Raw genomic sequence first — 25,766 nt, forward strand, 5'->3', positions numbered from 1 at the left:
CAAAAGATAATCGGCCATTTAAACGCCGGACGTCGCTCACATATACTCTGCTTTCCCTATTATAAAAATGAAATTTTTAAAATTTAGTTTGCCAATTATCTTTATTGCTTCATTCTTTTCCTGTCAGAAAACATCGTCCCCGGAAGAATACAATGCAAAAGCTTCTGATCCAAAAATCTTCCATGAAACGACAACGCAATTGACGGATGTGATTATCCATGATATATTCAAACCACCTGTTGCGGCGAGAATTTACAGTTATTCATTCCTTGCCGCTTATGAGGCCTTAGTACCGGGGTATAAGGATTACCAGTCACTTGCGGGTCAAATCAACAAGTTCACTCCGCCACCAAAACCAGCTACAGGTATGGAATATTGTTTTCCGCTTGCCAGCATTAAAGCTTTTACGGTGGTGGGCCGAACACTTACTTTTTCCGGCGATCTATGGGATAAGTATGAGAAAGATCTTTTTAAAAAGTATGAAGAGATGGGTATCCCGGACGACGTTTATGAACGTTCGATAGCCTTTGGTGACACCGTCGCCAAACATGTTCTGGCACATGCTTCGAAGGATCATTATAAAGAAATTCGTGGATTCCGGTATACGGTTACGAATGAGCCAGGCACGTGGGTCCCTACACCTCCTGCCTATGCAGACGCTTGCGAACCGATGTGGAATACGGTCAGGACTTTCTCTCTGGATTCTGTGACGCAGTTCAGATGCCCGCCTCCGGCAAAATATGATTTAAACAAGAATAGTCCTTTTATGAAACTGACGATGGAAGTTTATGAGATGGGCAAAAATCTTACTGAGGAACAGAAAGCTACGGCGTACTTTTGGGACGATAACGCATTTGTAACCAATGTTGTCGGACATGCTATGTTTGCTAACAAAAAAATGACACCAGCAGGCCACTGGCTCGCGATCATAAAAAATGTTGCTTCCGAAAAAAAGTTAAACCTGATGGAAGTTAACGAGGTATATACGTTGGGTGCGATAGCCTTGTACGACGGGTTTGTATCTTGCTGGGACGAGAAATACCGAACTGTACGGATTCGCCCTGAAACGGTGATCAACAATAACTGGGATCCCAACTGGCGTCCGTTTCTTGAAACGCCGGCTTTTCCGGAATATGTCAGTGGGCACAGCACAATTTCAGCAGCCTGCGGAACAGTGCTAACAAAACTGATTGGAGATAATGTTGCGTTTACTGACACCACAGAAAAAAAATACGGGCATGGCGTGAAATCTTTTAAGTCGTTTAAAGAGGCTTATTGGGACGCATCGATCAGCCGCGTTTATGGTGGAATCCATTACCGTGATGGCGTGGAGGAAGGAACGCATCTGGGAGAGAAAATCGGGGAAAATGTTTTGAATAAGGTGATTACGAGGAAATCAGGGAAAGCTGTTGTGGCAGCCGTTAAATAAACGATTTAGGACTAATACTTTGAGTGGAATGCAATGGCTAAAGCCGGATACATTACGGCATGAAAAAACCCAAGGTTGAAACCTTGGGTTACTATTTAATCGATAGAAAAATAGGGTTACAACATTGTTTACCAGTATTAGTCGATAAAAGTTTTCGCTTGTTTTATGGAAACTCCGCTAAAATCAACCCTTCACATGATCCGCGTTAAAATGTAATCCAATATTCTCCCGTCTTGCCATCGCCATTTTGATGATCAGATAAGAAACAGAAATCATGTTCCGAAGTTCACAGATGGCAACCGATACCTTCGACTGTCGGTATAGTTCTTCATGCTCATCATGCAGCAATTCCAAACGATCATAAGCGCGTTTCATACGGCGGTCGGTACGAACGATACCAACGTAATTTGACATAATACTGTTTAACTCGCGGGTCATTTCCGTCACCAAAACGTTTTCTTCCGGATGTGTCGTGCCTAAATCATCCCACTCGGGAATATTGTCCGGGATGACAGCCTTATCAAAACTTTCCAGCGTACTTTCATAGGCTCTATGCCCAAAAACGACTGCCTCTAACAAAGAATTTGAAGCCAGACGATTGGCGCCGTGTAAACCTGTACAGGCACATTCACCAACTGCGTAGAGAAAATTAATATTTGTTCTACCCCACTCACTCACACGAATGCCACCACACATGTAATGCTGAGCCGGGACCACAGGAATCATTTGGGTTCTTACATCAACACCTGCATCCAGACAATACTGCGTTATATTCGGAAAATGTTCGAGGAATTTTTCATAGTCACAATGGCGCACATCCAGGTACACGTGATCCACCCCGTTCTTCTTCATTTCTGAGTCAATAGCGCGGGCAACAATATCACGCGGCGCAAGTGAAAGGCGGTCGTCATAAAGTTCCATGAACGTGCTTCCGTCCGCACGTTTTAAAATCCCTCCGAACCCGCGCACTGCCTCAGAAATAAGGAACGAAGGTTTTATTCCGGGAAGGTAAAAACTTGTCGGATGAAACTGGATAAATTCCATGTTATCACAAATCCCCTTGGCACGGTAAGCCATCGCAATGCCGTCACCGGTCGCGATCGTTGGATTGGTGGTGCTTTGATAAATATTACCAATTCCACCCGTTGCCAGCATGGTTGTCTTAGCAAGGAATTTCTCAACCTTTCCTGAAACCCGGTTTAAAACATAGGCCCCAAAACATTTGATGTCTTCCCGATAACGGTAAACCGTTTCACCCAAATGATGCTGGGTGATTAATTCAACAGCATAATAATGCGTAAAAATCTCGATACTCTTGTGCCTTTTTACTTCTTCAAGCAGCGCACGCTCGATTTCGGCGCCGGTAATATCTTTGAAATGTAAAATCCGGTTATCCGAATGGCCTCCTTCTTTGGCAAGATCATAGTTCCCTTCAGGTTCTTTGTCAAAACGGGTTCCGTAGTCAATCAACTCCTGGATACGCTCCGGCGCTTCTTTGACAACAATTTCAACAATATCCGGTTTATTGATACCGTCTCCGGCATCCATTGTATCATGGATATGTTTTTCAAATGAATCTGATTTGTCCCAAACGACGGCTATCCCACCCTGGGCATATTTCGTGTTGGTTTCGTCGGCCTGCACTTTCGTGATTACTGCAATGGAAACAGGTTCGCTGGCATTTTCAAAATGTCGTGCCAGTTTTGCAGCATAACTGAGTCCGGCAATACCGGAACCGACGATCAGGAAATCAAACTGAGGCATAAGCTATTAATAAACGTAACTCACTAATTTAAATGAAAAGGTATAAGACTTTCTGACGACGCATATACTTCGTCTGAAAATCTTATACCTTCTATAAGCAGGAAATCAAATTCCTTTACTTAGTTCAAGCATTCGGTTGACGGACTCGAACGCTTTCAGACGAATATCTTCAGGAACGAAAATTTCCGGTTGTTCGTAGTACAACGCGTTATAAACTTTTTCCAGCGTGTTCATTTTCATATACGGACACTCTGAACAAGCGCAGGTATTGTTATCGGAACCAGGCGCTGGGATCAGTTTTTTATGCGGAACGGCCTGTTTCATTTTATGTAAAATTCCAGCTTCCGTTGCCACAATAAATTTATCATGCTCAGATTCCTGAACAAATTTCAAAAGTCCTGTTGTGGAGCTCACAAAATCTGATTGCAGCAAAATATCTTCTTTACATTCAGGATGGGCAATCAATAAAGCGTCCGGATTTTCTTTGCGAAGCTCAGCCAGTTTTTCACGGGAAATATCAATGTGAACGATACATGCGCCATCCCACAAAACCATATCCCTGCCTGTTTTCTGAGATACATATCTGCCAAGGTTTGCATCAGGCGCAAAAATAATTTTCTGGTCTTTTGGCAGACTGTTTACGATTTGTAAAGCATTGGACGAAGTACAAACAATATCCGTTAACGCCTTGATTTCAGCGGAACAGTTTATATAACTGATTACGATATGGTCAGGATATTGAGCTTTAAATTCAGCGAACTTATCGGCAGGTGCCGAGTCAGCCAGCGAACAACCAGCGTTAAGGTCCGGGATAACTACTTTTTTATTCGGACTTAAAATCTTAGCGGTTTCACCCATGAAGTGCACGCCGCAGAAAATGATCATATCCGCCTCCGTTGCAGCTGCCTGTTGCGATAACCCTAAACTGTCTCCGATATAATCTGCCAAATCCTGAATTTCTGCATCTACGTAATAGTGTGCAAGAATGACTGCATTTTTCTCCTTTTTCAATCGGTTAATTTCAGCAATCAAATCAATATCTTCTGCGATCGTTTCAGTCACAAAACCGTAACGCGCTACTTGCTCTTCAATGGTTGTCATTATGGTGAATAATTGGCTTTTTGTTGATTGATAAAAATCCAGTCCGAATTACGAGAATATACTTTTCAAAACCAAAGAATGGAGCTGACCGGATTTGTGTTCAAAATAGAAACATGTTTTTCTTTGATCTGGTTTATTGCAAAATAAAAAACTTCTCCCGGTGTACTTACTTACTGGTTAACGCTGATTTCCAATAAATGAAGAAACCGTCTCGTGAATTAACACAAGACGGTTTCAATATATTTTAGGATGGAAAATTTATATCATAACCAACCAAACTAATCGTTATGACCTAATAGCCAACAGCCATCAAAGAATCCAGCGGAAGAATGCGTACAAGGTACCTGACAAAAACATCGTCACAGGCAATGTTAATATCCAGGCGATTACAATGTTCCGGATCGTTCCCGCTTGTAAATTTTTAACGCCTTTACTTGCCACCATCGAACCGGCGATACCGGATGAAAGCACGTGTGTTGTACTCACCGGAAGCCCCAGATAGGATGAAACACCAATGGTACTTGCAGCAACCAATTCAGCAGATGCTCCCTGCGCATAAGTCAAATGTTGCTTACCGATTTTTTCTCCAATGGTAACTACAATTCTTTTCCAGCCTACCATTGTTCCCAAACCAAGGGACAGTGATATCATTAAGATAACCCAGTCAGGTGCGTAATCCGTAAATCTTCTGATCCCTTTTTCGCCTCCTGCCTGTCCTTTCAAAAACGCGGTATCAGCAGAATTAAGATTTGCGTCTCCGTTTTCAAGAATCGTTTTGGTATTACGGCTGATCAGAAGCAAAGATTTCCTCGCATTCATCCGCACTTCTTTCGGCAATTTATTATCAACCAAAGGCTTGTTTAACTGAATGGTCAGCAAAGCAATTTCTGATTTTATTGTATGCCAATGTTCACGATCCGACGCAGATAATCCAACGGTATCAATACGTCCGATGGTTTCGTCAATTCTGGCAAGCTCAGTTTTCATTTCAACTGGATTGATACTGTTATCCAAAGCAAAATGTGCAGGAACAATGCCAATCAGGATCAACATCACAAGGCCTACTCCTTTTTGACCGTCATTCGATCCGTGAAAGAAACTTACCAGGGTACAAGTGGTTACCAAAATGGCGCGAATCCAGATCGGCGGCGGTGTATTTTTTTGCGGTTCACTGAACACCACATCACGAAGGGGTTTCGAAAGCGCCCGGCGAAGGATGAACATAATGATGATCGCAAGTGCAAAACCGAATATCGGAGAAGTCAAAAGAGACGTAAAAAGTTCTTGTGCTTTTGACCAGTTTACGCCAGCACCATGCGTATTTTCAGGCATAAACGTAAACGCAAGACCAACACCTAGAATGGAGCCTATCAAAGTATGTGAACTGGAACTAGGAAGGCCAAACCACCAGGTTCCCAGATTCCAGATGATAGCACTAAACAGCAAAGAAAAGACCATAGCGACGCTGTGATAGACATTCTGATCAATCAGCAATTCGACTGGCAGCAGGTTTACTATACCCATAGCAACTGCGATTCCACCAAAAAAAACACCTAAGAAATTACAGAAACCTGACCACATTACTGCGATATTAGGTTTCAGGGAATTCGTATAAATTACGGTAGCGACGGCATTGGCCGTATCATGAAAACCGTTTACAAATTCAAATGCACAAGCCGCTAAAAGACTAAAAGCGAGAAGGAGAAAAATGTCGGTTTCAAGACCAAACATAGGTAGCGTATAAGTTTACTTTGTAAAACTCACTTTAATGGTCGTTGCAGAATTGATATGTTTCTGCAAACATTCCGTTAGGTAAGAACATGATTTCGAGGCAAAACTACTGATTCTTTACAAGTGCAATGTTAAGAAATTGTTAAGTAAATTCATATTTGCATTAATAAAGTGCTTCTGCTCAACCAATGTTTTAATAGAAAAAAGCATCGGCTGGCGAAATCAGATTTTAACAAGAAATAGTGTAATGTTTAATTTCCTTCTTTGTTGGCAAGCTGCCCGCATGCTGCGTCAATGTCTTTCCCACGGCTTCTTCTCACATGAACAGAAACACCCTTTTCTTCAAGGAAAGCAGCAAATTGATCCAGGCGATCGGCACCGGTATTTGTAAAATCTGCTTCGGCGATCGGGTTATATTCGATAATATTGACCCGCGCAGGAACACGTTTTGTAAACTCCCAAAGTTCTTTTGCGTCCTGCAAAGTATCGTTGAAGTTATTGAAAACAATATATTCGAAAGTAATCCGGTTACCTGTTTTCTTATAAAAATAATTGAGCGCCTCTGCCAGATTATCAAGCGAATTAGATTCGTTAATCGGCATAATACGGTTACGTTTTTCATCATTTGCAGCATGCAAAGAAAGCGCAAGGCGGAAACGAACTTCATCGTCGCCCAATTTTTTAATCATTTTGGCAATCCCTGCTGTCGAAACTGTAATGCGCCTTGGCGACATGTTAAGTCCTTCCGGCGAGGTAATGTGTTCAATTGATTTCAGAACGGCCGTATAGTTTAACAACGGCTCACCCATACCCATATACACAATATTAGTAAGCGGTGCCTTGAAACTCGCTTCCGCCTGCCGTGCAATGGCTACAACCTGATCATAAATTTCAGCTGCATCAAGATTTCTCTTACGCTCCATATATCCGGTCGCGCAAAATTTGCAGGTAAGCGAACAACCCACCTGGCTGCTCACGCATGCTGTCATACGGTCAGCGGCAGGTATTAACACACCTTCCACCAAATGGCCGTCGAATAATTTAAAAGCAGATTTTACAGTACCATCATTACTTTGCTGCTGTTTGGCAACAGTCATCGCATTGATCACAAAATGTTCGTCAATAAGTTGCCTGGTTGTGAGGGACAGGTTTGTCATTTCGGCGAAAGATGATGCCGATTTTTTCCATATCCACTCGTAGATCTGTTTTGCACGGAACGCCTTTTCTCCACGCTCTGCCATCCAACTTTTCAACTGATCAACACTTAACTTCCTTATATCCTGCTTTTCTTGTACTTCAACCATTATTTTTATAACTAATTGATCACCGCTTTTTTTAACGGCAACCGTATTTATTGCAAAGGTACTGAATATCAATCTTTAAATAAATGATCTGGCAGCAGATGATGCACCGCATACGATTATTTTATCTAATTAAAGAAAGATTTAGTAATCGAAAATAAACACCGTTTCACGAAAAATCATTCGTCATTGCGTTTAAAATCTTCTTTTTTGTTATTTGTTTCGCCCTCATCCTCAGAATATTCATCTTCACTTTCTTTATCCTTTTCATCATCATCCAAATATTCTGATTTCCAGTCCTTGATCAGTTCACTGCCTTCCGGCATCAATGTTAATGCTTTTGTAATCACATTGGGAGCGACGGGAATAACAAGCGGATACAGCCAGGTATCATTTGTACGGTGTTCAGGAATTTTCACACCGATGGTATTGACGAGCCAGAAAAATACACTGATTCCGAAAACCCAGGTAAAAATACCAACCATTGCGCCGGCGAAACTATCAAAGGTTCCCAGAATTGAGTAACGCAACGACCTCCGGATTCGGTAACCGAATTGATTAAGTAAAAATACAGTAGGGAAAAATACCGCTGAGAAACCTATATACGGAAGGATTTTTCTTGCGGTACCGTCACTGAAATAAGGCGTGAGAACTTCCATTCCCAGGCCAAGAAATTTAAAACCGAGGATCATGGCTACCACAAGGCCAGCTATGCCGATAATTTCGATAAGCAAACCTTTGCGGTAACCGTGTAATGCTCCCCAGAGTAATGGAATCAGGATAAGAATATCCAATAACTTCATGCGAGCAAACTCTTTACTAATGCCGAAACAACACGACCGTCAGCCTGGCCGGCAAGTTCCTTCGTTGCTGCACCCATTACCTTGCCCATATCGGAAGGACCCGTTGCGCCAACGCGAGAAATGATTTCTTTAAGTTTTGCAGTAACTTCTTCTTCCGTTAATTGTTTCGGCAAAAACTGCTCAATGATCGCAAGCTCAGCTTCTTCCTTTTCCAGAAGGTCCGGGCGATTTTGTGTTTTGTAAATATCTGCTGATTCTCTGCGTTGTTTTGCAGCTTTTGTAAGTAATTTCAATTCGTCGTCAGCTGTTAATTCTCCTGATGCGCCGCCTTTGGTTTCTTCCAACAAAATCAATGATTTTATTGCACGTAAAGCGCGCAAAGTATCCTGATCTTTTGCTCTCATGGCATCTTTAATACCTGATTCAACCTGAGTTTTTAGTGACATATGTTTAGTGAATTTTGAATGAGTGACCGGGTCGCCGGTGCGATTTTAGAATATAATTAATGAATGATGAAATTTAGAATGAGCAAATGTTAAATTTGTCATTAAAGGCACAAAGTTACACGATTCAATGATAGAATTTTGAATGAGTGAATGATAGAATGAATAACTAAGGGTTTTGCATCACATTCACGCATTCAAAATTCTATCAATCAAAATTCTATCAATCTATCATTAAAAACTTCACCATGACTCGTCTCAGCGTCAACATTAACAAAATAGCTACACTTCGGAATTCTCGCGGGGGCGACAATCCAAATGTTCTGAAAGTGGCTCTGGATTGTGAGCGTTTTGGCGCACAAGGCATTACCGTGCACCCCCGCCCCGATGAACGACATATTCGTTATCAGGATGTTTACGACTTGAAAGAAGTTGTAACAACTGAATTCAATATTGAAGGTAATCCCTCGGAGCGAAAATTTATCGATCTGGTACTTGCCACAAAACCTGACCAGGTAACGCTCGTTCCGGATGCGCTTGGCGCGATAACTTCCAACGCTGGCTGGGATACAATCAGAAACAGAAATCTTTTAACCGAACTGATTCAGGAATTTAAGAAAGAAAATATCCGTGTTTCAGTATTTGTCGATCCTGATCCGAATATGGTTGAAGGCGCAAAGTTCTGCGGTGCTGACCGCGTTGAATTATATACAGAACCCTACGCAGCGCATTATTTTGAGAACAGGCAAAAGGCCGTTATACCTTTTGTTCTGGCAGCTGAAAAAGCAAAAGAAGTTGGTTTGGGTTTAAATGCAGGACATGACCTAAGTCTGGACAATCTGCACTTTCTGAAACAATGTATTCCATGGATGGATGAGGTTTCCATCGGCCATGCATTAATTTCCGACGCGTTATACCTGGGTTTAGAAAATACGATCCAGATGTATTTGCGGGAGCTGGAACTGTGAACATAATAAGCCATTATTCCTTTTCTGACATTTCCTCCGCCAATTTGAAAAAGTTATATGATGGCAAGATTATTGGTTCATATCCGGCATTTAGCATAAAGTTGGATATAAATGCACGTACATAAGGAAAGGCAATTGCGGGAGCATTAACCTTCACAAAAGATGATTGTTGAAATTCTTTGTCAACAACTTCGCTGGTTTCAAAAAGGGCAAGAACTTTTGTTTTTAAACAAAATGTTTTTGCCTCATTTAATATTTCTAACTCAAAAATTACTCCAAACCAAGGGCTATCATAGTCAAAATTAAGACTGAATTCTATTGATGTTTCAAACTCAGATGAGGCAGTACCTTTTGACGTAGAATTACCAGCTGTCAGATTTAAATCTAACACTTGTACATTGTCAAGTCTTATTTCAGAATTTACCATTTATGCTGCAACTATAAGGTTCTGCGAATTATCATTACTGAAACCCGCTTTAGAGTTTTCTAATTTTACAACATTTCTAGGCTTATACTTAAAAATCAGCTTTTCCCCTTCTATAAATTGATGGGAAAACTCATTCCGTTTACGATCAGCTACTAACCAATTTAATAATTCTTCCTTGCTGAATTCCGCCAGCCTTTGGGGAAATGTCAAACTTATTTTCTTATAATCCACCATACCTAAACTTGTTTACTTCTTAGTAAATGAAAGGTACGAACATTTCTCTTATCAAATATGACGATCTGAATTCTCTTTTTGAAATAAAAATGAGGTATCTCAGAATATTTCCTATCTGATTTTTTTGGATTTTTAGGCTTATCGTCATAAATAATTCCAGCTATATCATAAGTTGTCCATATTTTTTCAGCCAAAAAACGATTGATTTCTTCTATGGAAATATCAATATTTAAGCTACGAAAGTATTCCAAAGTTTCTTCTATCCTGTTTTTCCAAAAAAAATAGCCATCTTCATCAAAAACTGTATTTATACATTTGCTTACATCTAAATTAGCAGTATAAATGTCATAATACCCAGTTCTTCTTTTAGAATCTTTTCCCCAATAATCAGCAAATTCCAGCTCAGACCAAAAATAATAACCAACACCCAACCATGCGTTTTTTGTTTCACAAAGTGCTGGTTCCTTTAAAAATGGTTCTTTACTTCTATATTCCTGTGTGTGGTAACCGACAAGATAGTCGATTTCATCAATTCTTATTCTCTCCAATTGTTTAACAAGTTAAAACCTGAAAGAAATAGACAAGGTATTGCTATCTAATCCAACTAATAGATTCAGAGAAGTGCGTTCAAAACTTCCCTGAATCTATCAATTACTTACCGCCGAAGGTTTCAGCGATTTTCATCGCAACACCCATATCTCCGTCGATTTTGAGCTTACCCATCATATAGGCCATCATGGCATTAAGATCGCCATCCAGTAATTTCAAAGCGTTTTTTGTGGAAATTTCAAATGTGCAGTCTGCATCCAGGTCTTCGTTAGACACAGTATTCGGCACAACTTTGCTATTTATAAATACATTTCCTTCGTCTGTTTTGAATTTAACTGTTGCGTCAAGGCCGCTATCCGTGCCCAGCATGCTGGTAACGCGTTCAGTCAGAATTTGTAGGCTCATAATTTACCAGGCTCCCGTTAGATGTAAAAATTAAATTTTTGAAATTATAATTGTAAAAGTATGTTCAGTTATAAGAATATTCAAATGCTTTTGGTGTTTTCATCGAAATCGACAAATTTTACATCCCGATATTGACAACTGTCATTACATCCTTTTTATTACTGCCTAATGAATGCTCCAACTCCACGCCCAACAGTGCTTACTGTGCTTTGCATACTTACTTTTTTAAGTTCTATCTCCGGCTTATGGACACAATCTGAACGACTCTGGAATCCGGGTGTGGTGGCAGATAAAACCCGCGAATTATTCCAAAGTGCCCGGGAAAAACTTGAAGAGCAACCCTCAAAAGCAGATACCAAAACCGTTGATCGTTTACTAGAGTCCGTAATTCAGCGAACCACGCCGGATATGATCAAAAAAAGTGCCATCATCATGCTTATTTTTGAATCACTTACTTTATACGCTGCCTATTTAATGTGGAATTTGAAAAAACTGGGATTTTACCTTTATCTGGGTGGGATCACCGTTGCTTTTTTCGGATCGCTGCTTGTTATCGGTGGCTGGTTAGGTGTAGTAACCGGATTAGCAGGAATATTTTTCAGCTCCATCATGTGCATAATTTATGCCTTCAATTTGAAGTATTTAGAATAAAATAGTGTTAATCCAACAAAAATTTCGGTGATTCGTTTGCAAATATCAATTATCAATTATAAATCCCCCTTGCATTCCACGCAGAAAAGATTTTATTTTGCGGGTCTAATTCAAAAATAGAAATGGCTTTAATTAACAAAATCAGAGAGAAATCCGGAATTGCTGTCACAGTAATCGCAATTAGTTTGATCTTATTTATGGTGGGTGGTGACCTTTTGGGCCCAAACTCTTTCTTAGGAGGAAATAACAACCAAACAGTTGGTGAGATTGCTGGTAAAGAAATTAATATCAAAGACTTTCAGACCAGGGTCGATGGATTTCGTCAGAATTATGAGGCGCAGTCGGGCCGCAGTTTGAATGAAAATGAACTAGCTTCGTTACGCGACCAGGCATGGAATCAATTTATTGTTGACATTGCTTACAAAAAACAATTTGACGAACTCGGACTTGCCGTAACGGACGAAGAATTAGTGGATATGGTGCAAGGAAACCATATCAGCCCTTCAATTCTGCAAGCATTCTCTGATCCGACATCAGGCCGTTTTGACAAATCTGCTGTTGTTAATTACCTGAAAAACTTAAAGACCTTACCTGTTGAGCAGCAGAAATCATGGACTAGTTTTGAAACGAGTCTTCGTGAAGAGCGCATTCGCAGCAAATACGAAAACCTTTTGAAGCTGTCTACCTACATTCCTAAGGCGCAAGCGGAAAAAGAATATGTTGCCCAAAACACAAAAGCAACGACACGTTATTTATATGTTCCTTACTTCTCGATCGTAGATACTACAATTAAAGTAACAGATTCTCAGCTTGAAACTTATTTAAGTGCTCACCGCTCAGAATATAAAGGAACGGATACACGCTCAATCGAATATGTCAGCTTCCCGGTTCAGCCAGCAAAAGACGATAGTACAGCACTTTATAACGAAATTAAAGAATTGGCTCGTGGACTTGCTACGGCACAAAACGATTCTTCTTACGCAAAAATGAATTCAGACATTCCGTTGCCTATGAATATGTCATTAGCAAATATGTCTGATCAGTTGAAAGAAGCAGTAAAATCTTTCGTACCGGGTGGCGTTTACGGTCCATACCGCGAAGGAAATACCTATTTCATCTACAAATATGATGGAACTCGTACGGATACGGTTTCTTCTGCAAAAGCAAGTCACATTCTTATCAGAGCAGAAAATCAGTCAGATTCAGCTAAGGTCGCCGCTCGTGTTCGTGCAGAAGGAATCCTTGCTCAGATCCGTGCTGGTGCAAATTTCGAAGCTTTGGCTGCCACGTCAAGTGCAGACCCGGGTTCAGCGCAACGTGGCGGAGATTTGGGATATTTCCAGAACAACGGTGCAATGGTTAAACCGTTTGAAGAAGCAGTTTTCTCTGCAAGTGCTCCTGGTCTGATCCCAAGATTAATCGAAAGCCAGTTTGGTTTCCATATTATCAAGGTAACAGCAACTAAAAATAATACCTTGTACCGTATCGCTGCGATTGGAAAAACAATTGCTCCAAGCCAGGCTACACGTGACGAAGCATACCGCAAAGCCGACGAATTTGCTAATTCGGTAAAAACAAAAGAACAGTTTAACGAAGCCGTTAAAAAGAATAAAGGACTTGTGGTAGCCACTGCGAACCGTGTTCCTGAGAGCGCTACCAATATCAACGCAATTCAAAATGGCCGCGAAATTGTTCGTTGGGCATTTAAAGAAGATACAAAGATCAATAATGTTTCTCAGGTTTTTGAAACAGAAGAACAATATATCGTTGCTGTCCTTACGGGAAAGTCAGATCAGGAAAATGTAAAGGTGGATGATTTCCGTGACGAGCTTACAACAAAGGTTCGCAATGAATTGAAAGCTGAGCAGATCACAGCGAAACTTAAAGGAGCGACCGGCGATCTTGAAACGATTGCAAAGAAATATGGGGCTGGTGCTTTGATAGAAACTGCAAATGATATTTCTCTTGCAACTGGTTTCTTAACCAGCGCAGGTTTTGATCCAATCGCACTGGGTAAAGTATTCGGCTTGAAAGCTGGTCAGAAAACAGGTGTATTCACCGGCGAAAACGGTGTGTTCATCATGGAGCTGATCAACAAAACGGATGCTCCTAAAATTGCAGATTTCACACAGAACAAAACACAGCTTACACAATCCTTGGAAAGCCGCTCTTCTTACTTAGTGAACGAAGCAATTCGTGAAAATGCTAAAATAGTTGATCGTCGCGCTAAATTCTTCTAAGAGAAAAAGCCATTCAGGACACATGAAAAGGGTTGCGAAAATATTTCGCAACCCTTTTTTCATTATGCTTTCAATTTTTTCAAAAAAAAGTAATAGTATTGCAGTAAAAATTGTCAATAGTACACTTAATAAAAAAGAGTCAGTAAAAAGTATGATTCAGAGAACAGCAGCTTTGTAATTTGTGATCTGTAAACACCATTTACCTAGACCTTATCATTTAAAACCATTAACACAAACCGCAATGAGCATACTACTTGGAGAAGAGGAGTATTTTAAAGGAATCGGGAAAATCGCTTACGAAGGACCTGAATCGACAAACCCGTTAGCATACCGCTGGTATGATGAAAATCGTATCATTGCTGGCAAAAGCATGAAAGAACACCTTCGTTTTGCTGTTGCCTACTGGCACACGTTCTGTGGAAATGGTGGAGATCCTTTCGGAGGACAGACATTATTTTTTCCCTGGGATAAAAAAGCAGACGCTGTTGACCGTGCAAAAGACAAAGCAGATGCTGCATTTGAATTGATCACAAAACTCGGATTGCCTTATTACTGTTTCCATGATGTTGACGTTGTGGATTATTCTGACGACGTTCGCAGCAATGAAAAACGTCTTCAGATGATGACGCAATATCTTGCGCAGAAGCAAAAAGATTCAGGTGTTAAATTGCTATGGGGAACAGCTAACTTGTTCAGTCACCATCGTTATATGAATGGCGCCTCAACCAACCCTGATTTTGACGTAGTTTCTCACGCAGGGGCACAGATCAAAATTGCATTAGATGCAACGATCGCTTTGGGCGGAGAAAATTACGTGTTCTGGGGAGGTCGTGAAGGTTATATGACGCTGCTTAACACAGATATGAAACGCGAGCAGGAGCATTTCGCTCAGATGCTTAAAATGTCTGTTGCTTATGCACGTGCAAATGGTTTCAAAGGCAAATTCTTTATTGAACCAAAACCTTGCGAGCCTACAAAACATCAGTATGATTACGATGCTGCAACAGTAATTGGCTTCCTTCGTCAGCATGATCTTCTTGCCGATTTCTCGCTGAACCTTGAAGTGAACCACGCGACGTTGGCAGGACATACCTTCGAACACGAGTTGCAGGTTGCAGCAGACGCAGGAATTCTGGGTTCAATCGATGCAAACCGTGGAGACTACCAGAATGGTTGGGATACAGATCAGTTCCCTAATGATATCGCTGAGTGGACAAAAGCATTGTTAGTCATTTTGAAGGCTGGCGGACTGCAGGGCGGTGGTATCAACTTTGATGCCAAACGTCGTCGTAACTCGACCGATGCTATTGATGTTTTCCATGCTCATATCGGTGGTATTGATGTTGTTGCAAGAGCTTTGGTTATTGCTGACAATATCATCCAGAACGGTGAGTATGACAAAATCCGTACAGATCGTTATGCAACTTTTGATTCAGGAAAAGGCGCTGAATATGAAAATGGCAAATTAGGTCTGGCAGATCTTTTCGAACTGGCAGCGACAAAAGGGGAACCAGCTACGATTTCAGGAAGACAGGAATATCTTGAAAATCTGATTAACCGTTTTATCTAGATTTGTTTTTTGATAAGCTAATAACCAAAAAAGCCATTGACCGAAATCAATGGCTTTTTTGGTTATTAAGTATTTTTAGTACCCTGTATTCTGTTTCAAATTTGTGTTATTTCTAACTTCACTTGTTGGTAACGGGAACAATAGTTCTCTTGCTGTAACGACCGGACCATAAGTGAATTTGTGTCCCACATAATCTTCAAATTGTTTTGTGGTAACATTAAAAGCCTTGCGAAGCCGAACCATATCAAACCAGGTGATATTTTCAAAACACAGCTCATACCATCTTTCCTTCCATACTGCCTCACGAAACTGATCTTTTGACAATCCGGTAAGGTTAGGCAATTGCGCTCTCGTCCGGGTCGCATTCGCCGCCTCGTAAGCTTTTGCAGTTGGTCCGCTTACCTCGTTGGATGCTTCTGCGTACATCAATAACACATCAGCATAACGAATCACCGGCCAGTTCAAATCGCTGTTTGCAGTGCTCGTTTGCGCGACGTTATCAAAATGTTTGTAGATAAAATATCCCCCCAAATCTACAACCTGATTTCTGTCTTTCTCGTTTGTAAACTTTGTAAAGAAAAACTGTTTTTCTTTTGCACGAAGATCAGCCGGATCGTATGATTTTACAAAGTCAGCGGTTGCATAAATACCACCCGTTTCATCTGAATACTGAGAGATATTTTTGTTATAAGGAATAATAGATACCTGCCAGCCGGAAGGAATAATTTGTGTCCTGAACTGGATCATAAAAATATTCTCATCAACATTTTTCTTGGCAGGATTATGCAGATCGTCGTAAGTTGTAAACAACCGGAATTGTTTAGAATCAATCACCTCCCCTGCTTTCTGAGCTGCCAAGGTATAATATTCAGCCCCTTTTTGTAAGGGAAAACCTGCCATCGTCAGGTATACCTTTGCAAGCAATGACTTTACGGCACCGGTACTAACCTTTCCTGTCGCGTCCGCCCAGGGAAGTCCTGCTGCTTCTGCCAATTTAAGATCTTCAACGATCAGGTTATAAACATCTTCCACTGGCGCGGCGGCTGGTCTCAATTGCTCCGATTGAAGCGAGGTTGGTTCGGTAACTAATGGAATATTACCAAACATCTGCACCAGGTTGAAATAGTAAAAAGCACGGAGAAAATACGCTTCGGCCATCAATTTTTTAGCCTCAGTAGCATCCATCGAAATTGTAGGAATTTTCGATATCGAAAGGTTAGCGTTACCGATCCCGCGATAATACGCCTGCCAGTAAGCCACTCCATAACCGTTATCCGAAGTATTTCTCAGGTCTTTTATAAAATAGCTATTCACAGCCTGCCCCAAATCTGTTGCTGCCAAGCCGGTCCCAAATTCAGTCATCATCCAGGCTCCTCCCCCGAATCCACTGCCTAACGGATCACGCATACTCGCATAAATCGCATTAACCGAGCTTCTGGCGTGTTCGGGTTTAGTAAAATAATTCTCTACCGTAAAACTGCTGGGATCTGACTCATTCAAGAAATCTGAGCAGCCTGTCAACCATAATGTGCCGGCCATCATGGCCAACAGTTTATATTTTTTTGTAATTCTGATCATCGTTTTTTCTTTAAAAAGTCTTCAATAAGTTATAATCCAATATTAAGCCCTAACATAAAAATACGTGGTCTTGGATAGTCGTAGAGTCCAAAACCCTGATCAAAAGGTGAGCCTGAATTTGAAACCTCGGGATCAAATCCCGAATATTTAGTCACAACAAAGAAATTTTGAACAGATCCGTAAATCCGAAGTCTGTCAAGTTTCAGTTTTGAAGTTACCGTAGAAGGGAAGTTATAAGCAAGCAACAAGTTACGTCCCCGGATAAAGGAAGCATCCGTTACCTTATGGCTGTCATTGTTCGTTGTATAATAGGCGTTTATTGGACGAATTTGCGCAATAGCAGTATTCTGATTGGTTTCTGTCCAGGCATTCAAAACCGTTTTATAGCTGTTGGCGATACCCTGACGGTCTTCAGCTGAGTGAATACTTCTATCCAGTACATCATTTCCATACATGTATTGCAGATCTACCGTCAATGACCACGCTTTGTATTGGAATGTATTTAACAAGGTACCAAACCCGTCAGGAATCCCCTTACCAATAATAGTTCTGTCGTTGTCATTGATCGTACCATCATTGTTCAGATCGAGATATTTCACATCTCCAGGCAGCATGTTGTATTTTTTTGCCTGCTCAAGCTCAGCAGTTGACCAGGTACCCTGATGTACACGTCCAAACATGGAACCCACCGGTTCACCTACACGAATAACTGTTGCTCCCGAAAAAATGTCACTCCCGCCAGATAAAGCCAAAACTTTATTTTTATTCACAGAAATATTAAACGTAGTATTCCACGAGAAGTCAGCTGTTTTGATATTCGTAGAGTTGATCGCAAATTCCACCCCTTTATTTTCCATACTTCCAACATTCGTAAAAATACTGGTATAACCACTGCTCATTGGCAACGGTGCATCGAGCAACATATCATTCACCTTTCTATGGTAAAGATCCAGTTCAAAGTTCAGTTTGTTGGAAAATAATCCCAGCTCCAAACCAAAGTCAACCTGATTCGTTTTTTCCCATTGCAAATTTGGGTTAGACATCCGGCTAATACCCGTACCAATATTACGGACACCGTTAAAGATCACGTTATAATTCGTCATTCCGGCCAAAGCTCTGTAGGCAGGAATTTCAGAATTTCCTGTTGCCCCATAACTTGCGCGTAATTTCAAATTGGAAATGGCAGGTATACCTTGCATAAATGACTCTTCTGTTACCCGCCAGGCTATTGCCGCGGACGGGAAGAAAGCATACTGATTAGCAGAACCGAATTTGGAAGAACCGTCCAGACGTCCGGTAAATGTTAACAGATATTTATTAAGCAAGCTATAATTCAGACGACCGAAATAAGAATTTAATCCATAGCCAGTGCCTGAAGACGACGGTGCCTGCGGACTTGAACCTGCGCCCAGGTTATTGAATTGAAAATAGGTATCGTCAAAACCTTCGGTACTTGCCACATTTTCAAAACGATCAACATGCTGCCATGATAAACCTGCCAAAGCATTGATGGAATGTATTTTGCCAAATTCTTTATAGTAGGTCAGGTAATTTTCAAATTGCCATGAATTGAATCTATTGTTTGTAACTGAGGCATTTCCATTATTTGAAATGTACTGCAATCCTCTGGCAGCAAAATAATCGGTTCTCTGATTGATTACATTCGTACCGACCATCGTTTTAAATTCCAACCCAGGCGCCAGTTTAAGCGTTGCGTACATATTCCCTAACATCGTCTGTGTACGCAGGTAATACAATCTTTCTGCCGCCACACGAAGGGGATTATCGCCGCCTTCCATACCGGGATAGTCGCGGTTACTTGCCCAGGCGCCACTTGCATATTTCACAGGAATAATTGGCAAAGCTTCCAAAACCTGACGCATAACTGTGATACCTCCACCTCCGAGCTGATCAATTTGTTTTTCATTTTGATCCGTATACCCAAGCGAACCTCCAACTTTCAACCAGCTTTTTATTTGTGTGTCGAATACAAATCGCCCGGAAAATCTTTTTTGCCACGAATCTTTGATAATCCCGTTTTCATTTCGATAATTCACAAAAGCACCATAAGTTCCTTTTTCATTACCACCTGTAAATCCCAGCTGATGATTTTGGGTAAATGCTTTCTGAAATGTCTCATCCTGCCAGTCTGTGTCATAAAGGGGATTTCCCTGGGCATCAAATAAATTAGGATTTGTCCGCTTCGTTTTCGGGTCAACGTACTTTGTACCAGTCGCCCAGCCTACCGGATCATACTTTGCAGCATTGGCATAGGCCAATTCTTCAACAGCAAGAAATTCTTTTGAGCTAAGTACTGCCAGTTTTTTAGGTGCAATCCCAATACTAAAATCAGTATCGTAAGTTACCCTGCCCCCATCAGAAGTTCCACGTTTTGTTGTTACCAGAATAACGCCATTAGCTCCGCGAGCTCCATAAATCGCAGTGGATGAGGCATCTTTCAATACTTCAATCGAAGCAATATCGTTCGGGTTTATATAGTCAATTGGCGTACTTCCGTTTTGAAGATCGACGGAATTCAAAATGACCCCATCAATAACGTAAAGGGGATTATTAGATACACTGATGGAACTGGCCCCCCTGATCCGGATATTTGCCCTACCTCCCGGCCGACCTGAATTTGACGAAACGTTTACACCAGTTATTCTTCCAGACAATCCCTGATTAAGAGAAGCAGCCGGACGTTCCTGTAAAACATCTGCTTTAACTGTACCCACTGCTCCTGTCAAATCTGATTTTCTGACAGAACCATAACCCACTACTACGACTTCTTCCAGTGCATTTTCATCAGGTAAAAGTTTAATCGCCAGCTTTGACTGCCCTCCTGCCGTCAGTTCCTGCGTTTTATATCCCACAAAACTAAATACAAGAACAGCGTTATCATCCGGAATGTCAATTTGAAAATCCCCCTCGCCATTTGTAGATGTTCCGCGCTGCGTACCTTTTACCACCACACTGACACCAGGCAAACCACCTCCACCTTCATCGGTAACTTTACCAGTGATCACTTTATCAATAGTAACCATGTGTTTCGTTGACACATTACTAGACGCGACGATGGTGTTTTCAGCAATTGCGCTTGATTCAAACTTAGCGTCAGGCAATACAATACTTGTCTTTACGGCTTCCTTCTCTTCAACAATTACGTAAGTATTCTTGCGCGTTTTCTTGTATTTCAATCTGTTCTGATTGAGAATAAGATCCAGATTTTTTTCTAATGTTTTGTTAAAATCAATAGAGCCAGAAAGTATATTCAACGCTCCCACGATACGATCTTCAAAAACAATCTCCACACCATAATGGCGTTGAAGATCCATTAGCGCATTTTTCAGTTTCATTTCCTGCCTGACTGTATGCTGATGACGTTCAGCCTTAGAGACAAATGCGATGGTCTGGGATTGGGCTGCCTGCGAGAACTGTGTCGCCAGGGCAAGTCCAATTCCCACCCAGTGCTTACGTGATAGTGTTAATTGCATAAATGAAAGGAAGTTTAGAAATAGTTAGTTATCTGTAATTAAAATGGAATCACCTTTATTTTCGATGTTAATAGCTAAAACCTCTGACACCGTTTTAAGGAGCTCTTCTGCACTTTCTGTTTTAAAATTTCCGGTAATTGTCCTGTGTGCGATTTTATCGTTAGCAATCCTGATTTTTTTTCCGAAATTTTCTTCTATCAGACTGCGGATCTCCGATAGTGAGGTAGCATTGAATACGAAGCGCTGTTCTTTCCAGGCACTCAGACTTTTCGTATCCACGTTGCTGACGAGCTGCACAGCACCTGTTTTTTGCAGTGTTGCCAAATCGCCTGGCTTCATCAATAAGTGTTGCTTATTTTCTCCTTGCGAATAATCGATACGTATTTTGCCATGGTTTAGAGCTACCTTGGTTCCCCTTGGCCGGGCAAACACTGAAAATTGAGTCCCAAGCACTTCCACTTGAAAAGTGTCAGAAGTTTTCACTACAAACCGCTTGTGATCTATTGTATGACTGATCGAAAATTCTGCTTCTCCATCCAGAAGCACCGTTCTGACATCCCCGTAAAAACCCAATCTGGGGATTTTCAATCTGGAATTTGCGTTAAGAGCAACTCGGCTCCCATCTTCCAGATAAAGTCTGGTTGATTGACCGTAACCTGTTTCGTAAGTTTTGTACAGAATAGCATCTCTTGAAAACCATCCACAGCAAACCAATAGTATTACCGAAGCTGCTATGAGCCCGAATCGTTTGATTTGCAATATATTCCACGCGTTTTCCGAAACAGACTTTTGCCCTAATTCTTCCGTATCTGTTTCAGCTTGCTTATGAATTCTTTCCAAAAGCCGGGCCATGGCATGTTCCTGATCAGGAACAAATTGAGGAGAACGGCTTTCCCATTCATAAAGCCATTGATTAAAAGTGTCTGAATTTTCAGGCTCTTTTATCCAATCTTCAGCCAGCTTCCGTTCAAGCGGATTTGCCCTTCCTGACAAATACTCAAAAAGTATACTTTTCAATATACGTGCATCCATGTTGTTGTAATTTTTAGACAGGAGATGGATTTGATGATCTCCTATAAATCGAAGGTGTTTAAAACTAAAATCAGGCATGGCATCATCCATTCGCCGTTTAATGCTACCCGAAGATGTTTTAAGGCTTTTGAAATATGAACCTCGACGGTTTTTGGCGAAATATTGAGCTCCTCCGCAATTTCGTGGTACTTCTTGCTCTCAAAACGACTCATAAGAAATACCCGGCGACATTGCATGGGAAGTTCTCCGATGGCTTCATTCACCTTCAAAAAAAGATGGTTATAATGAATTTCTGCGTCAGGTTGCTGCTGATAGACCGAAATAGTATTTTCTGTGGTAAGTTCTATCGTATCAGTTTTGCCAAATTCTCTGCGCAGATAGGTAAAACATTCGTTACGAACTGCCCGGAAAAGATAACTTGTAAAGGATATATTAATGTTTTCGTAGGACTTAGTTCTGTAAAACTGAAAAAAGACTTCACTTACAAGATCTTCTGCAATTTGTTTTGAATACACAAATCGGACAGCGTGACTACACAATGGGTTATAAAACCTTCTGAAAAGAAGCTCCAGCCCTTTTGAAGGATTTTCTTCAAAAGTTGCTTTTAGAAATAATGCAGAATCAAGCTCTTGAGAGCGAGGTTTTTCTTCCTTCGAAGGTTGCAGAAATGGATTCCCTGCCTTTGTATCTTCATGTAGTAAGGGATCGTGCATTGAGTCGTAATTTTATGTAATAATTAAAAGACTTTTTTGCACTCTTTTTCCCTTAGTCAAATTTAAAAATAATAGGAAATATTTATATTAATCAGGTAATAATACGTTTAGTATGTAAAAATAAATTCAGTTCGGCAGTGACTTTTCATTTTCCAAAAGTCTAATTCAAAAAAATATCTAACCAGAATATGATATGAAACTGAAAAATAAAATTATTGTGTTGCTAATAGGGACACTACTGATTTTGGCAGGGTTGAATCTGATTCTTGATTCTGCCGCAACCAAAAATCTTGGAGCCGTTCTGGCCCTCACCGGAGTTTCTCTTGATATTATTATCTTACTTCTTTTTATAAAACAGGAAAAGTGGCTTTCTGAAATTTAAGAACAACATAAAAAAAGAGCCGAGTTTTAAAAACTCAGCTCCTTTTTTTATGATTTCAAATCAAATTATAATTTTTCAATTTCTTCCACTGACAAGCTGGTTAATTCTTGAATAAGCGACGTTTCCATCCCTTTCTTTTTCATCGCCATTGCAATTTCTTTCTGACCTGCCAGTTTACCATGTTTCTCCCCCTCTTTCATACCTTCCCTGATCCCTTCTATTATTCCTTCTTTAAGGCACCGGTCTTTAAAATATTCCTGCTTAACCCGCTGCATTTCGATAGTGAATTGCTCTCCGTTTGGTCCGGTGCATAAAAGATCAAAGACGGACTTTCTACTATCCAGAAAATGACCGGAATATTCAGTTTTATTATAGGTCAGATCAACGAGTTGCCTTTCCTCGCCTATCAATTGATTTAAGAAATGAATCAATAAATCTTTGTTTGGCTCAGAACCAAAAAGTCTCTTAAATCGCAGCGGCGAACCGCCCGAAGTCTGTAAACGGATCGATAAATCGCCCTGATGAAATAATACTCATATAAAAGTGTGTGTAATTGAGCCGTAAACATACAAAAAAAGGAATTCAAGTTTTGAAACTTGAATTCCTTGAGAAATCTTTAAAATATGTATCCTTACAAATTCTTGGCTTTCATCTGTTTTACTGCATAATCAACCGAGCGGGCAGAAAATGCCATGTATGTCAATGATGGATTTTGTGTCGATGTTGAAGTCATTGAAGCTCCGTCCGTCACAAATACGTTCTTAGCAGCATGCATCTGGTTCCACTTATTGAGGACAGAAGTTTTTGGATCCTTACCCATACGAACACCGCCCATTTCATGAATATCATTTCCAGGATTTCGGTGTCCATCATGCGAACGAATGTTTTTGAAACCTGCGTTTGTAAACATTTCCGATACCTGTTCGATGTAATCTTTGATCATCTTTTCATCATTGTCATCGTAACCGACATTGATTTTAAGCAGAGGCATTCCATACGCATCTTTCAATTCTTTATCCAAAGCAACATAACTGCTTTCTTTCGGAATCGTCTCTCCCATCATGTGCGAACCAACACTCCAGTTGCCATATTTTGTATCAAGCAAACTTGCCTTTAAGGATTCTCCGATATCGCCACGATCAGAATATGTCATCCGGTTTGCACCAAAACCCGCGGCATAACCTCTAAGAAAATCCGTTTCCTGCTTATATACATTTCTAAAACGAGGAATATATCCGCTATTCGGACGTTTTCCATCGGTTGTAGAATCTAAAAATCCTTCGTATTCACCAGAAATAGATGCGCGATAATTATGGAAAGCAACATATTTACCAAGCACACCGCTATCATTTCCCAAACCATTCGGAAAACGCGATGAAATCGAGTTCATCAGAATAAGATTGGTGTTTAAAGCAGCTGCATTCACGAAAATAATGTTGGCATAAAACTCCATCATTTCTTTCGTATTTGCGTCAATCACGCGAACACCTGTTACTTTTTGTTTCTTGTCGTCATAAATAACCGAATGAACTACCGAATGTGGACGAAGTGTCATGTTTCCGGTTTTCATCGCCCAAGGAATTGTTGAAGCATTGCTGCTGAAATATCCTCCAAACGGACATCCTCTTTCACAAATCGCGCGATGCTGACATTGCGCACGTCCCTGATCCAAATGAATTTGTTTTGGATCCGTAAGATGCGCAGCGCGGCCAATGATGATATGGCGGTCTTTATACTGTTTCGCAACCGTTTCTTTGAAATATTTTTCCACACAATTCAAATCGTGTGGTTTCAGAAATTCGCCATCAGGTAATGTATCAATTCCGTCTTTATTTCCAGTGATACCCGCAAATTTTTCAACGTGACTATACCATGGCGCGATATCATTATATCCGATCGGCCATTCAACGGCAAATTTATCCCGTGCCGGCCCATCAAAATCAAACTGGCTCCAGCGTTGTGTCTGCCTTGCCCAAAGCAAAGATTTACCACCAACCTGATAACCGCGAAGCCAGTCAAATGGCTTTTCCTGAATGTAGGGATGCTCGTTGTCTTTTACAAAAAAATGCTGGGACGATTCCTTGAAATTATAACATCTGCTTGCAATTGGATTCGCATCCGTAACTGCCTTTGGCAATCTTTCTCTATGATCAAACTCCCAAGGCTGCATATTGGTCGTTGGATAATCCTTGATATGCTGTACATCACGGCCACGTTCCAACACCAAAGTTTTCAATCCTTTCTCCGTCAGCTCTTTTGCCGACCATCCTCCGCTGATTCCTGAGCCAATAACGATGGCATCGTAGGTACGGGCTTTCTCACTATCAATATTAAAATTCGCCATTTGGGTATTTTCTATTTCAATTGCTTCTTATTAGCCAAAAAATTGACTTTTAATTATCTGTACTCATTCCTTTTTTTACAGGAACGCAGCCGTGATATCTTGCCGGTATAAATTCGAAGTGTGTCAGATTGGTCATGACATATTCCGATGACATATAACCCTGGATCGTCAGGTTTTTCACCATTCCAAAAAAACCTTTCTGGTCAACGTCATTGCTTTTTTCCATTTCTCTCAAAATCTGCAGCTGCTGCTCCTTGCTGGCGTCAGCGAATGATTTCGAGAAACTTTTGGAGCTCTGCGCCTCAACCGCGTCAATTCCCTTTGAAAAAGTATCCTGTGCTTTTTTATCATAACAATCCGTTATCATTCTTTGCACAAAAGTCGCAACGCCAAGTTCACCAGCTCCAGGCGTATCCGTTTTTGGAATTATTGATTCCACAATAGCTTTCAAAACCTCCGCTTGCCCAACTGTGGTATAACGAACCTTACCGAGTGAATCATTACTCCATCCCGAGGCCCAGGTTGGTAAACTTACCATCGCTCCCATCGCCGCAGCCATGTTTTTAAGCGCTATCCGTCTTTCCATTTTTATTATTTTTCAACGATT

At 40.8% G+C, this 25,766-nt stretch carries 23 protein-coding genes; 6 read left to right on the forward strand and 17 right to left on the reverse strand.

Going from position 1 to position 25,766, the window contains the following annotated elements; all coding sequences use genetic code 11:
* Positions 1-67 precede the first annotated feature (67 nt).
* Entirely contained in the window at positions 68-1,429 is a 1,362-nt protein-coding gene (locus AC1XUO_RS02630) for a vanadium-dependent haloperoxidase (RefSeq protein ID WP_483328202.1), read from the forward strand.
* Positions 1,430-1,612: 183 nt separating this feature from the next.
* Here AC1XUO_RS02630 and nadB read toward each other — a convergent pair whose 3' ends face one another.
* The 6 genes from nadB to AC1XUO_RS02660 form a co-directional block, all read right to left on the reverse strand.
* The gene (gene nadB / locus AC1XUO_RS02635) at positions 1,613-3,193 is read right to left on the reverse strand and encodes an L-aspartate oxidase (protein WP_483328203.1); all 1,581 of its coding nucleotides are present in this window, start codon (positions 3,191-3,193) and stop codon (positions 1,613-1,615) included.
* Positions 3,194-3,298: 105 nt separating this feature from the next.
* On the reverse strand, positions 3,299-4,294 hold the full coding sequence (nadA, locus tag AC1XUO_RS02640; protein WP_483328204.1) for a quinolinate synthase NadA: 996 nt from the start codon (positions 4,292-4,294) through the stop codon (positions 3,299-3,301).
* A 309-nt stretch (positions 4,295-4,603) separates the two neighbouring features.
* On the reverse strand, positions 4,604-6,025 hold the full coding sequence (locus AC1XUO_RS02645) for an inorganic phosphate transporter (protein ID WP_483328205.1): 1,422 nt from the start codon (positions 6,023-6,025) through the stop codon (positions 4,604-4,606).
* 251 nt (positions 6,026-6,276) lie between these two features.
* Complete coding sequence (rlmN, locus tag AC1XUO_RS02650; RefSeq protein WP_483328206.1) at positions 6,277-7,329, reverse strand: dual-specificity RNA methyltransferase RlmN; 1,053 nt, start codon at positions 7,327-7,329, stop codon at positions 6,277-6,279.
* A gap of 176 nt (positions 7,330-7,505) precedes the next feature.
* A complete protein-coding gene (locus AC1XUO_RS02655) occupies positions 7,506-8,129 on the reverse strand; it encodes a CvpA family protein (protein WP_483328207.1) in 624 nt (207 codons plus the stop codon).
* On the reverse strand, positions 8,126-8,575 hold the full coding sequence (locus AC1XUO_RS02660) for a GatB/YqeY domain-containing protein (protein WP_483328208.1): 450 nt from the start codon (positions 8,573-8,575) through the stop codon (positions 8,126-8,128). Before AC1XUO_RS02660 ends, AC1XUO_RS02655 begins: the two co-directional genes overlap by 4 nt.
* A 245-nt stretch (positions 8,576-8,820) precedes the next feature.
* Between AC1XUO_RS02660 and AC1XUO_RS02665 the strand changes: the two genes are divergently transcribed.
* Positions 8,821-9,540, forward strand: coding sequence for a pyridoxine 5'-phosphate synthase (locus AC1XUO_RS02665; protein ID WP_483328209.1), 720 nt, complete (start codon positions 8,821-8,823; stop codon positions 9,538-9,540).
* A 13-nt stretch (positions 9,541-9,553) separates the two neighbouring features.
* On the opposite strand, the gene AC1XUO_RS02670 is transcribed toward AC1XUO_RS02665, so the two are convergent.
* The 4 genes from AC1XUO_RS02670 to AC1XUO_RS02685 all read right to left on the reverse strand — a co-directional run bounded on the left by AC1XUO_RS02670 (position 9,554) and on the right by AC1XUO_RS02685 (position 11,155).
* On the reverse strand, positions 9,554-9,967 hold the full coding sequence (locus tag AC1XUO_RS02670; protein WP_483328210.1) for a protein-export chaperone SecB: 414 nt from the start codon (positions 9,965-9,967) through the stop codon (positions 9,554-9,556).
* Positions 9,968-10,201, reverse strand: a complete 234-nt coding sequence (locus AC1XUO_RS02675) for a hypothetical protein (protein ID WP_483328211.1) — start codon at positions 10,199-10,201, stop codon at positions 9,968-9,970.
* 2 nt (positions 10,202-10,203) lie between these two features.
* A complete protein-coding gene (locus tag AC1XUO_RS02680) occupies positions 10,204-10,749 on the reverse strand; it encodes a hypothetical protein (RefSeq protein ID WP_483328212.1) in 546 nt (181 codons plus the stop codon).
* A 103-nt stretch (positions 10,750-10,852) separates the two neighbouring features.
* Positions 10,853-11,155, reverse strand: a complete 303-nt coding sequence (locus tag AC1XUO_RS02685) for an SCP2 sterol-binding domain-containing protein (protein ID WP_235148724.1) — start codon at positions 11,153-11,155, stop codon at positions 10,853-10,855.
* 168 nt (positions 11,156-11,323) lie between these two features.
* Between AC1XUO_RS02685 and AC1XUO_RS02690 the strand changes: the two genes are divergently transcribed.
* From AC1XUO_RS02690 to xylA, 3 genes are all read left to right on the forward strand, one after another.
* Entirely contained in the window at positions 11,324-11,806 is a 483-nt protein-coding gene (locus AC1XUO_RS02690; RefSeq protein ID WP_483328213.1) for a hypothetical protein, read from the forward strand.
* Between the two features lie 122 nt (positions 11,807-11,928).
* Positions 11,929-14,046 carry a peptidylprolyl isomerase gene (locus tag AC1XUO_RS02695; RefSeq protein WP_483328214.1) on the forward strand — a complete coding sequence of 706 codons (2,118 nt, stop codon included), beginning with the start codon at positions 11,929-11,931 and terminating at the stop codon, positions 14,044-14,046.
* Positions 14,047-14,287: 241 nt separating this feature from the next.
* Entirely contained in the window at positions 14,288-15,616 is a 1,329-nt protein-coding gene (gene xylA, locus AC1XUO_RS02700; RefSeq protein ID WP_483328215.1) for a xylose isomerase, read from the forward strand.
* 75 nt (positions 15,617-15,691) lie between these two features.
* Here xylA and AC1XUO_RS02705 read toward each other — a convergent pair whose 3' ends face one another.
* Genes AC1XUO_RS02705 through AC1XUO_RS02720 form a run of 4 tightly spaced genes read right to left on the reverse strand, consistent with a single transcriptional unit; the run spans position 15,692 to position 22,433 of the window.
* On the reverse strand, positions 15,692-17,194 hold the full coding sequence (locus AC1XUO_RS02705) for a RagB/SusD family nutrient uptake outer membrane protein (RefSeq protein WP_483328216.1): 1,503 nt from the start codon (positions 17,192-17,194) through the stop codon (positions 15,692-15,694).
* Between the two features lie 29 nt (positions 17,195-17,223).
* Entirely contained in the window at positions 17,224-20,688 is a 3,465-nt protein-coding gene (locus AC1XUO_RS02710) for a SusC/RagA family TonB-linked outer membrane protein (protein WP_483328217.1), read from the reverse strand.
* A gap of 24 nt (positions 20,689-20,712) precedes the next feature.
* Positions 20,713-21,720 (reverse strand): FecR family protein, encoded by a 1,008-nt coding sequence (locus tag AC1XUO_RS02715; RefSeq protein ID WP_483328218.1) that lies wholly within the window; start codon positions 21,718-21,720, stop codon positions 20,713-20,715.
* A 41-nt stretch (positions 21,721-21,761) separates the two neighbouring features.
* Entirely contained in the window at positions 21,762-22,433 is a 672-nt protein-coding gene (locus AC1XUO_RS02720; RefSeq protein ID WP_483328219.1) for an RNA polymerase sigma-70 factor, read from the reverse strand.
* Between the two features lie 193 nt (positions 22,434-22,626).
* On the opposite strand from AC1XUO_RS02720, the gene AC1XUO_RS02725 reads away from it, so the two are divergent.
* On the forward strand, positions 22,627-22,815 hold the full coding sequence (locus tag AC1XUO_RS02725; RefSeq protein WP_483328220.1) for a hypothetical protein: 189 nt from the start codon (positions 22,627-22,629) through the stop codon (positions 22,813-22,815).
* A gap of 65 nt (positions 22,816-22,880) precedes the next feature.
* Here the strand turns inward: AC1XUO_RS02725 and AC1XUO_RS02730 are convergent, their stop codons facing one another.
* From AC1XUO_RS02730 to AC1XUO_RS02740, 3 genes are all read right to left on the reverse strand, one after another.
* Complete coding sequence (locus AC1XUO_RS02730; protein WP_483328221.1) at positions 22,881-23,246, reverse strand: PD-(D/E)XK nuclease family transposase; 366 nt, start codon at positions 23,244-23,246, stop codon at positions 22,881-22,883.
* A gap of 200 nt (positions 23,247-23,446) precedes the next feature.
* Positions 23,447-25,159 (reverse strand): GMC oxidoreductase, encoded by a 1,713-nt coding sequence (locus tag AC1XUO_RS02735; protein WP_483328222.1) that lies wholly within the window; start codon positions 25,157-25,159, stop codon positions 23,447-23,449.
* Between the two features lie 49 nt (positions 25,160-25,208).
* Positions 25,209-25,745 (reverse strand): gluconate 2-dehydrogenase subunit 3 family protein, encoded by a 537-nt coding sequence (locus tag AC1XUO_RS02740; protein ID WP_483328223.1) that lies wholly within the window; start codon positions 25,743-25,745, stop codon positions 25,209-25,211.
* Positions 25,746-25,766: the final 21 nt, after the last annotated feature.

The sequence above is a fragment of the Dyadobacter sp. HNCC25DJ186 genome (assembly GCF_056895235.1).

Coding starts and splice junctions, on each gene's coding strand:
- AC1XUO_RS02630 (WP_483328202.1), top strand. CDS start 68: ATGAAATTTTTAAAATTTAGTTTGCCAATTATCTTTATTGCTTCATTC.
- nadB (WP_483328203.1), bottom strand. CDS start 3,193: ATGCCTCAGTTTGATTTCCTGATCGTCGGTTCCGGTATTGCCGGACTC.
- nadA (WP_483328204.1), bottom strand. CDS start 4,294: ATGACAACCATTGAAGAGCAAGTAGCGCGTTACGGTTTTGTGACTGAA.
- AC1XUO_RS02645 (WP_483328205.1), bottom strand. CDS start 6,025: ATGTTTGGTCTTGAAACCGACATTTTTCTCCTTCTCGCTTTTAGTCTT.
- rlmN (WP_483328206.1), bottom strand. CDS start 7,329: ATGGTTGAAGTACAAGAAAAGCAGGATATAAGGAAGTTAAGTGTTGAT.
- AC1XUO_RS02655 (WP_483328207.1), bottom strand. CDS start 8,129: ATGAAGTTATTGGATATTCTTATCCTGATTCCATTACTCTGGGGAGCA.
- AC1XUO_RS02660 (WP_483328208.1), bottom strand. CDS start 8,575: ATGTCACTAAAAACTCAGGTTGAATCAGGTATTAAAGATGCCATGAGA.
- AC1XUO_RS02665 (WP_483328209.1), top strand. CDS start 8,821: ATGACTCGTCTCAGCGTCAACATTAACAAAATAGCTACACTTCGGAAT.
- AC1XUO_RS02670 (WP_483328210.1), bottom strand. CDS start 9,967: ATGGTAAATTCTGAAATAAGACTTGACAATGTACAAGTGTTAGATTTA.
- AC1XUO_RS02675 (WP_483328211.1), bottom strand. CDS start 10,201: ATGGTGGATTATAAGAAAATAAGTTTGACATTTCCCCAAAGGCTGGCG.
- AC1XUO_RS02685 (WP_235148724.1), bottom strand. CDS start 11,155: ATGAGCCTACAAATTCTGACTGAACGCGTTACCAGCATGCTGGGCACG.
- AC1XUO_RS02690 (WP_483328213.1), top strand. CDS start 11,324: ATGAATGCTCCAACTCCACGCCCAACAGTGCTTACTGTGCTTTGCATA.
- AC1XUO_RS02695 (WP_483328214.1), top strand. CDS start 11,929: ATGGCTTTAATTAACAAAATCAGAGAGAAATCCGGAATTGCTGTCACA.
- xylA (WP_483328215.1), top strand. CDS start 14,288: ATGAGCATACTACTTGGAGAAGAGGAGTATTTTAAAGGAATCGGGAAA.
- AC1XUO_RS02705 (WP_483328216.1), bottom strand. CDS start 17,194: ATGATCAGAATTACAAAAAAATATAAACTGTTGGCCATGATGGCCGGC.
- AC1XUO_RS02710 (WP_483328217.1), bottom strand. CDS start 20,688: ATGCAATTAACACTATCACGTAAGCACTGGGTGGGAATTGGACTTGCC.
- AC1XUO_RS02715 (WP_483328218.1), bottom strand. CDS start 21,720: ATGGATGCACGTATATTGAAAAGTATACTTTTTGAGTATTTGTCAGGA.
- AC1XUO_RS02720 (WP_483328219.1), bottom strand. CDS start 22,433: ATGCACGATCCCTTACTACATGAAGATACAAAGGCAGGGAATCCATTT.
- AC1XUO_RS02725 (WP_483328220.1), top strand. CDS start 22,627: ATGAAACTGAAAAATAAAATTATTGTGTTGCTAATAGGGACACTACTG.
- AC1XUO_RS02735 (WP_483328222.1), bottom strand. CDS start 25,159: ATGGCGAATTTTAATATTGATAGTGAGAAAGCCCGTACCTACGATGCC.
- AC1XUO_RS02740 (WP_483328223.1), bottom strand. CDS start 25,745: ATGGAAAGACGGATAGCGCTTAAAAACATGGCTGCGGCGATGGGAGCG.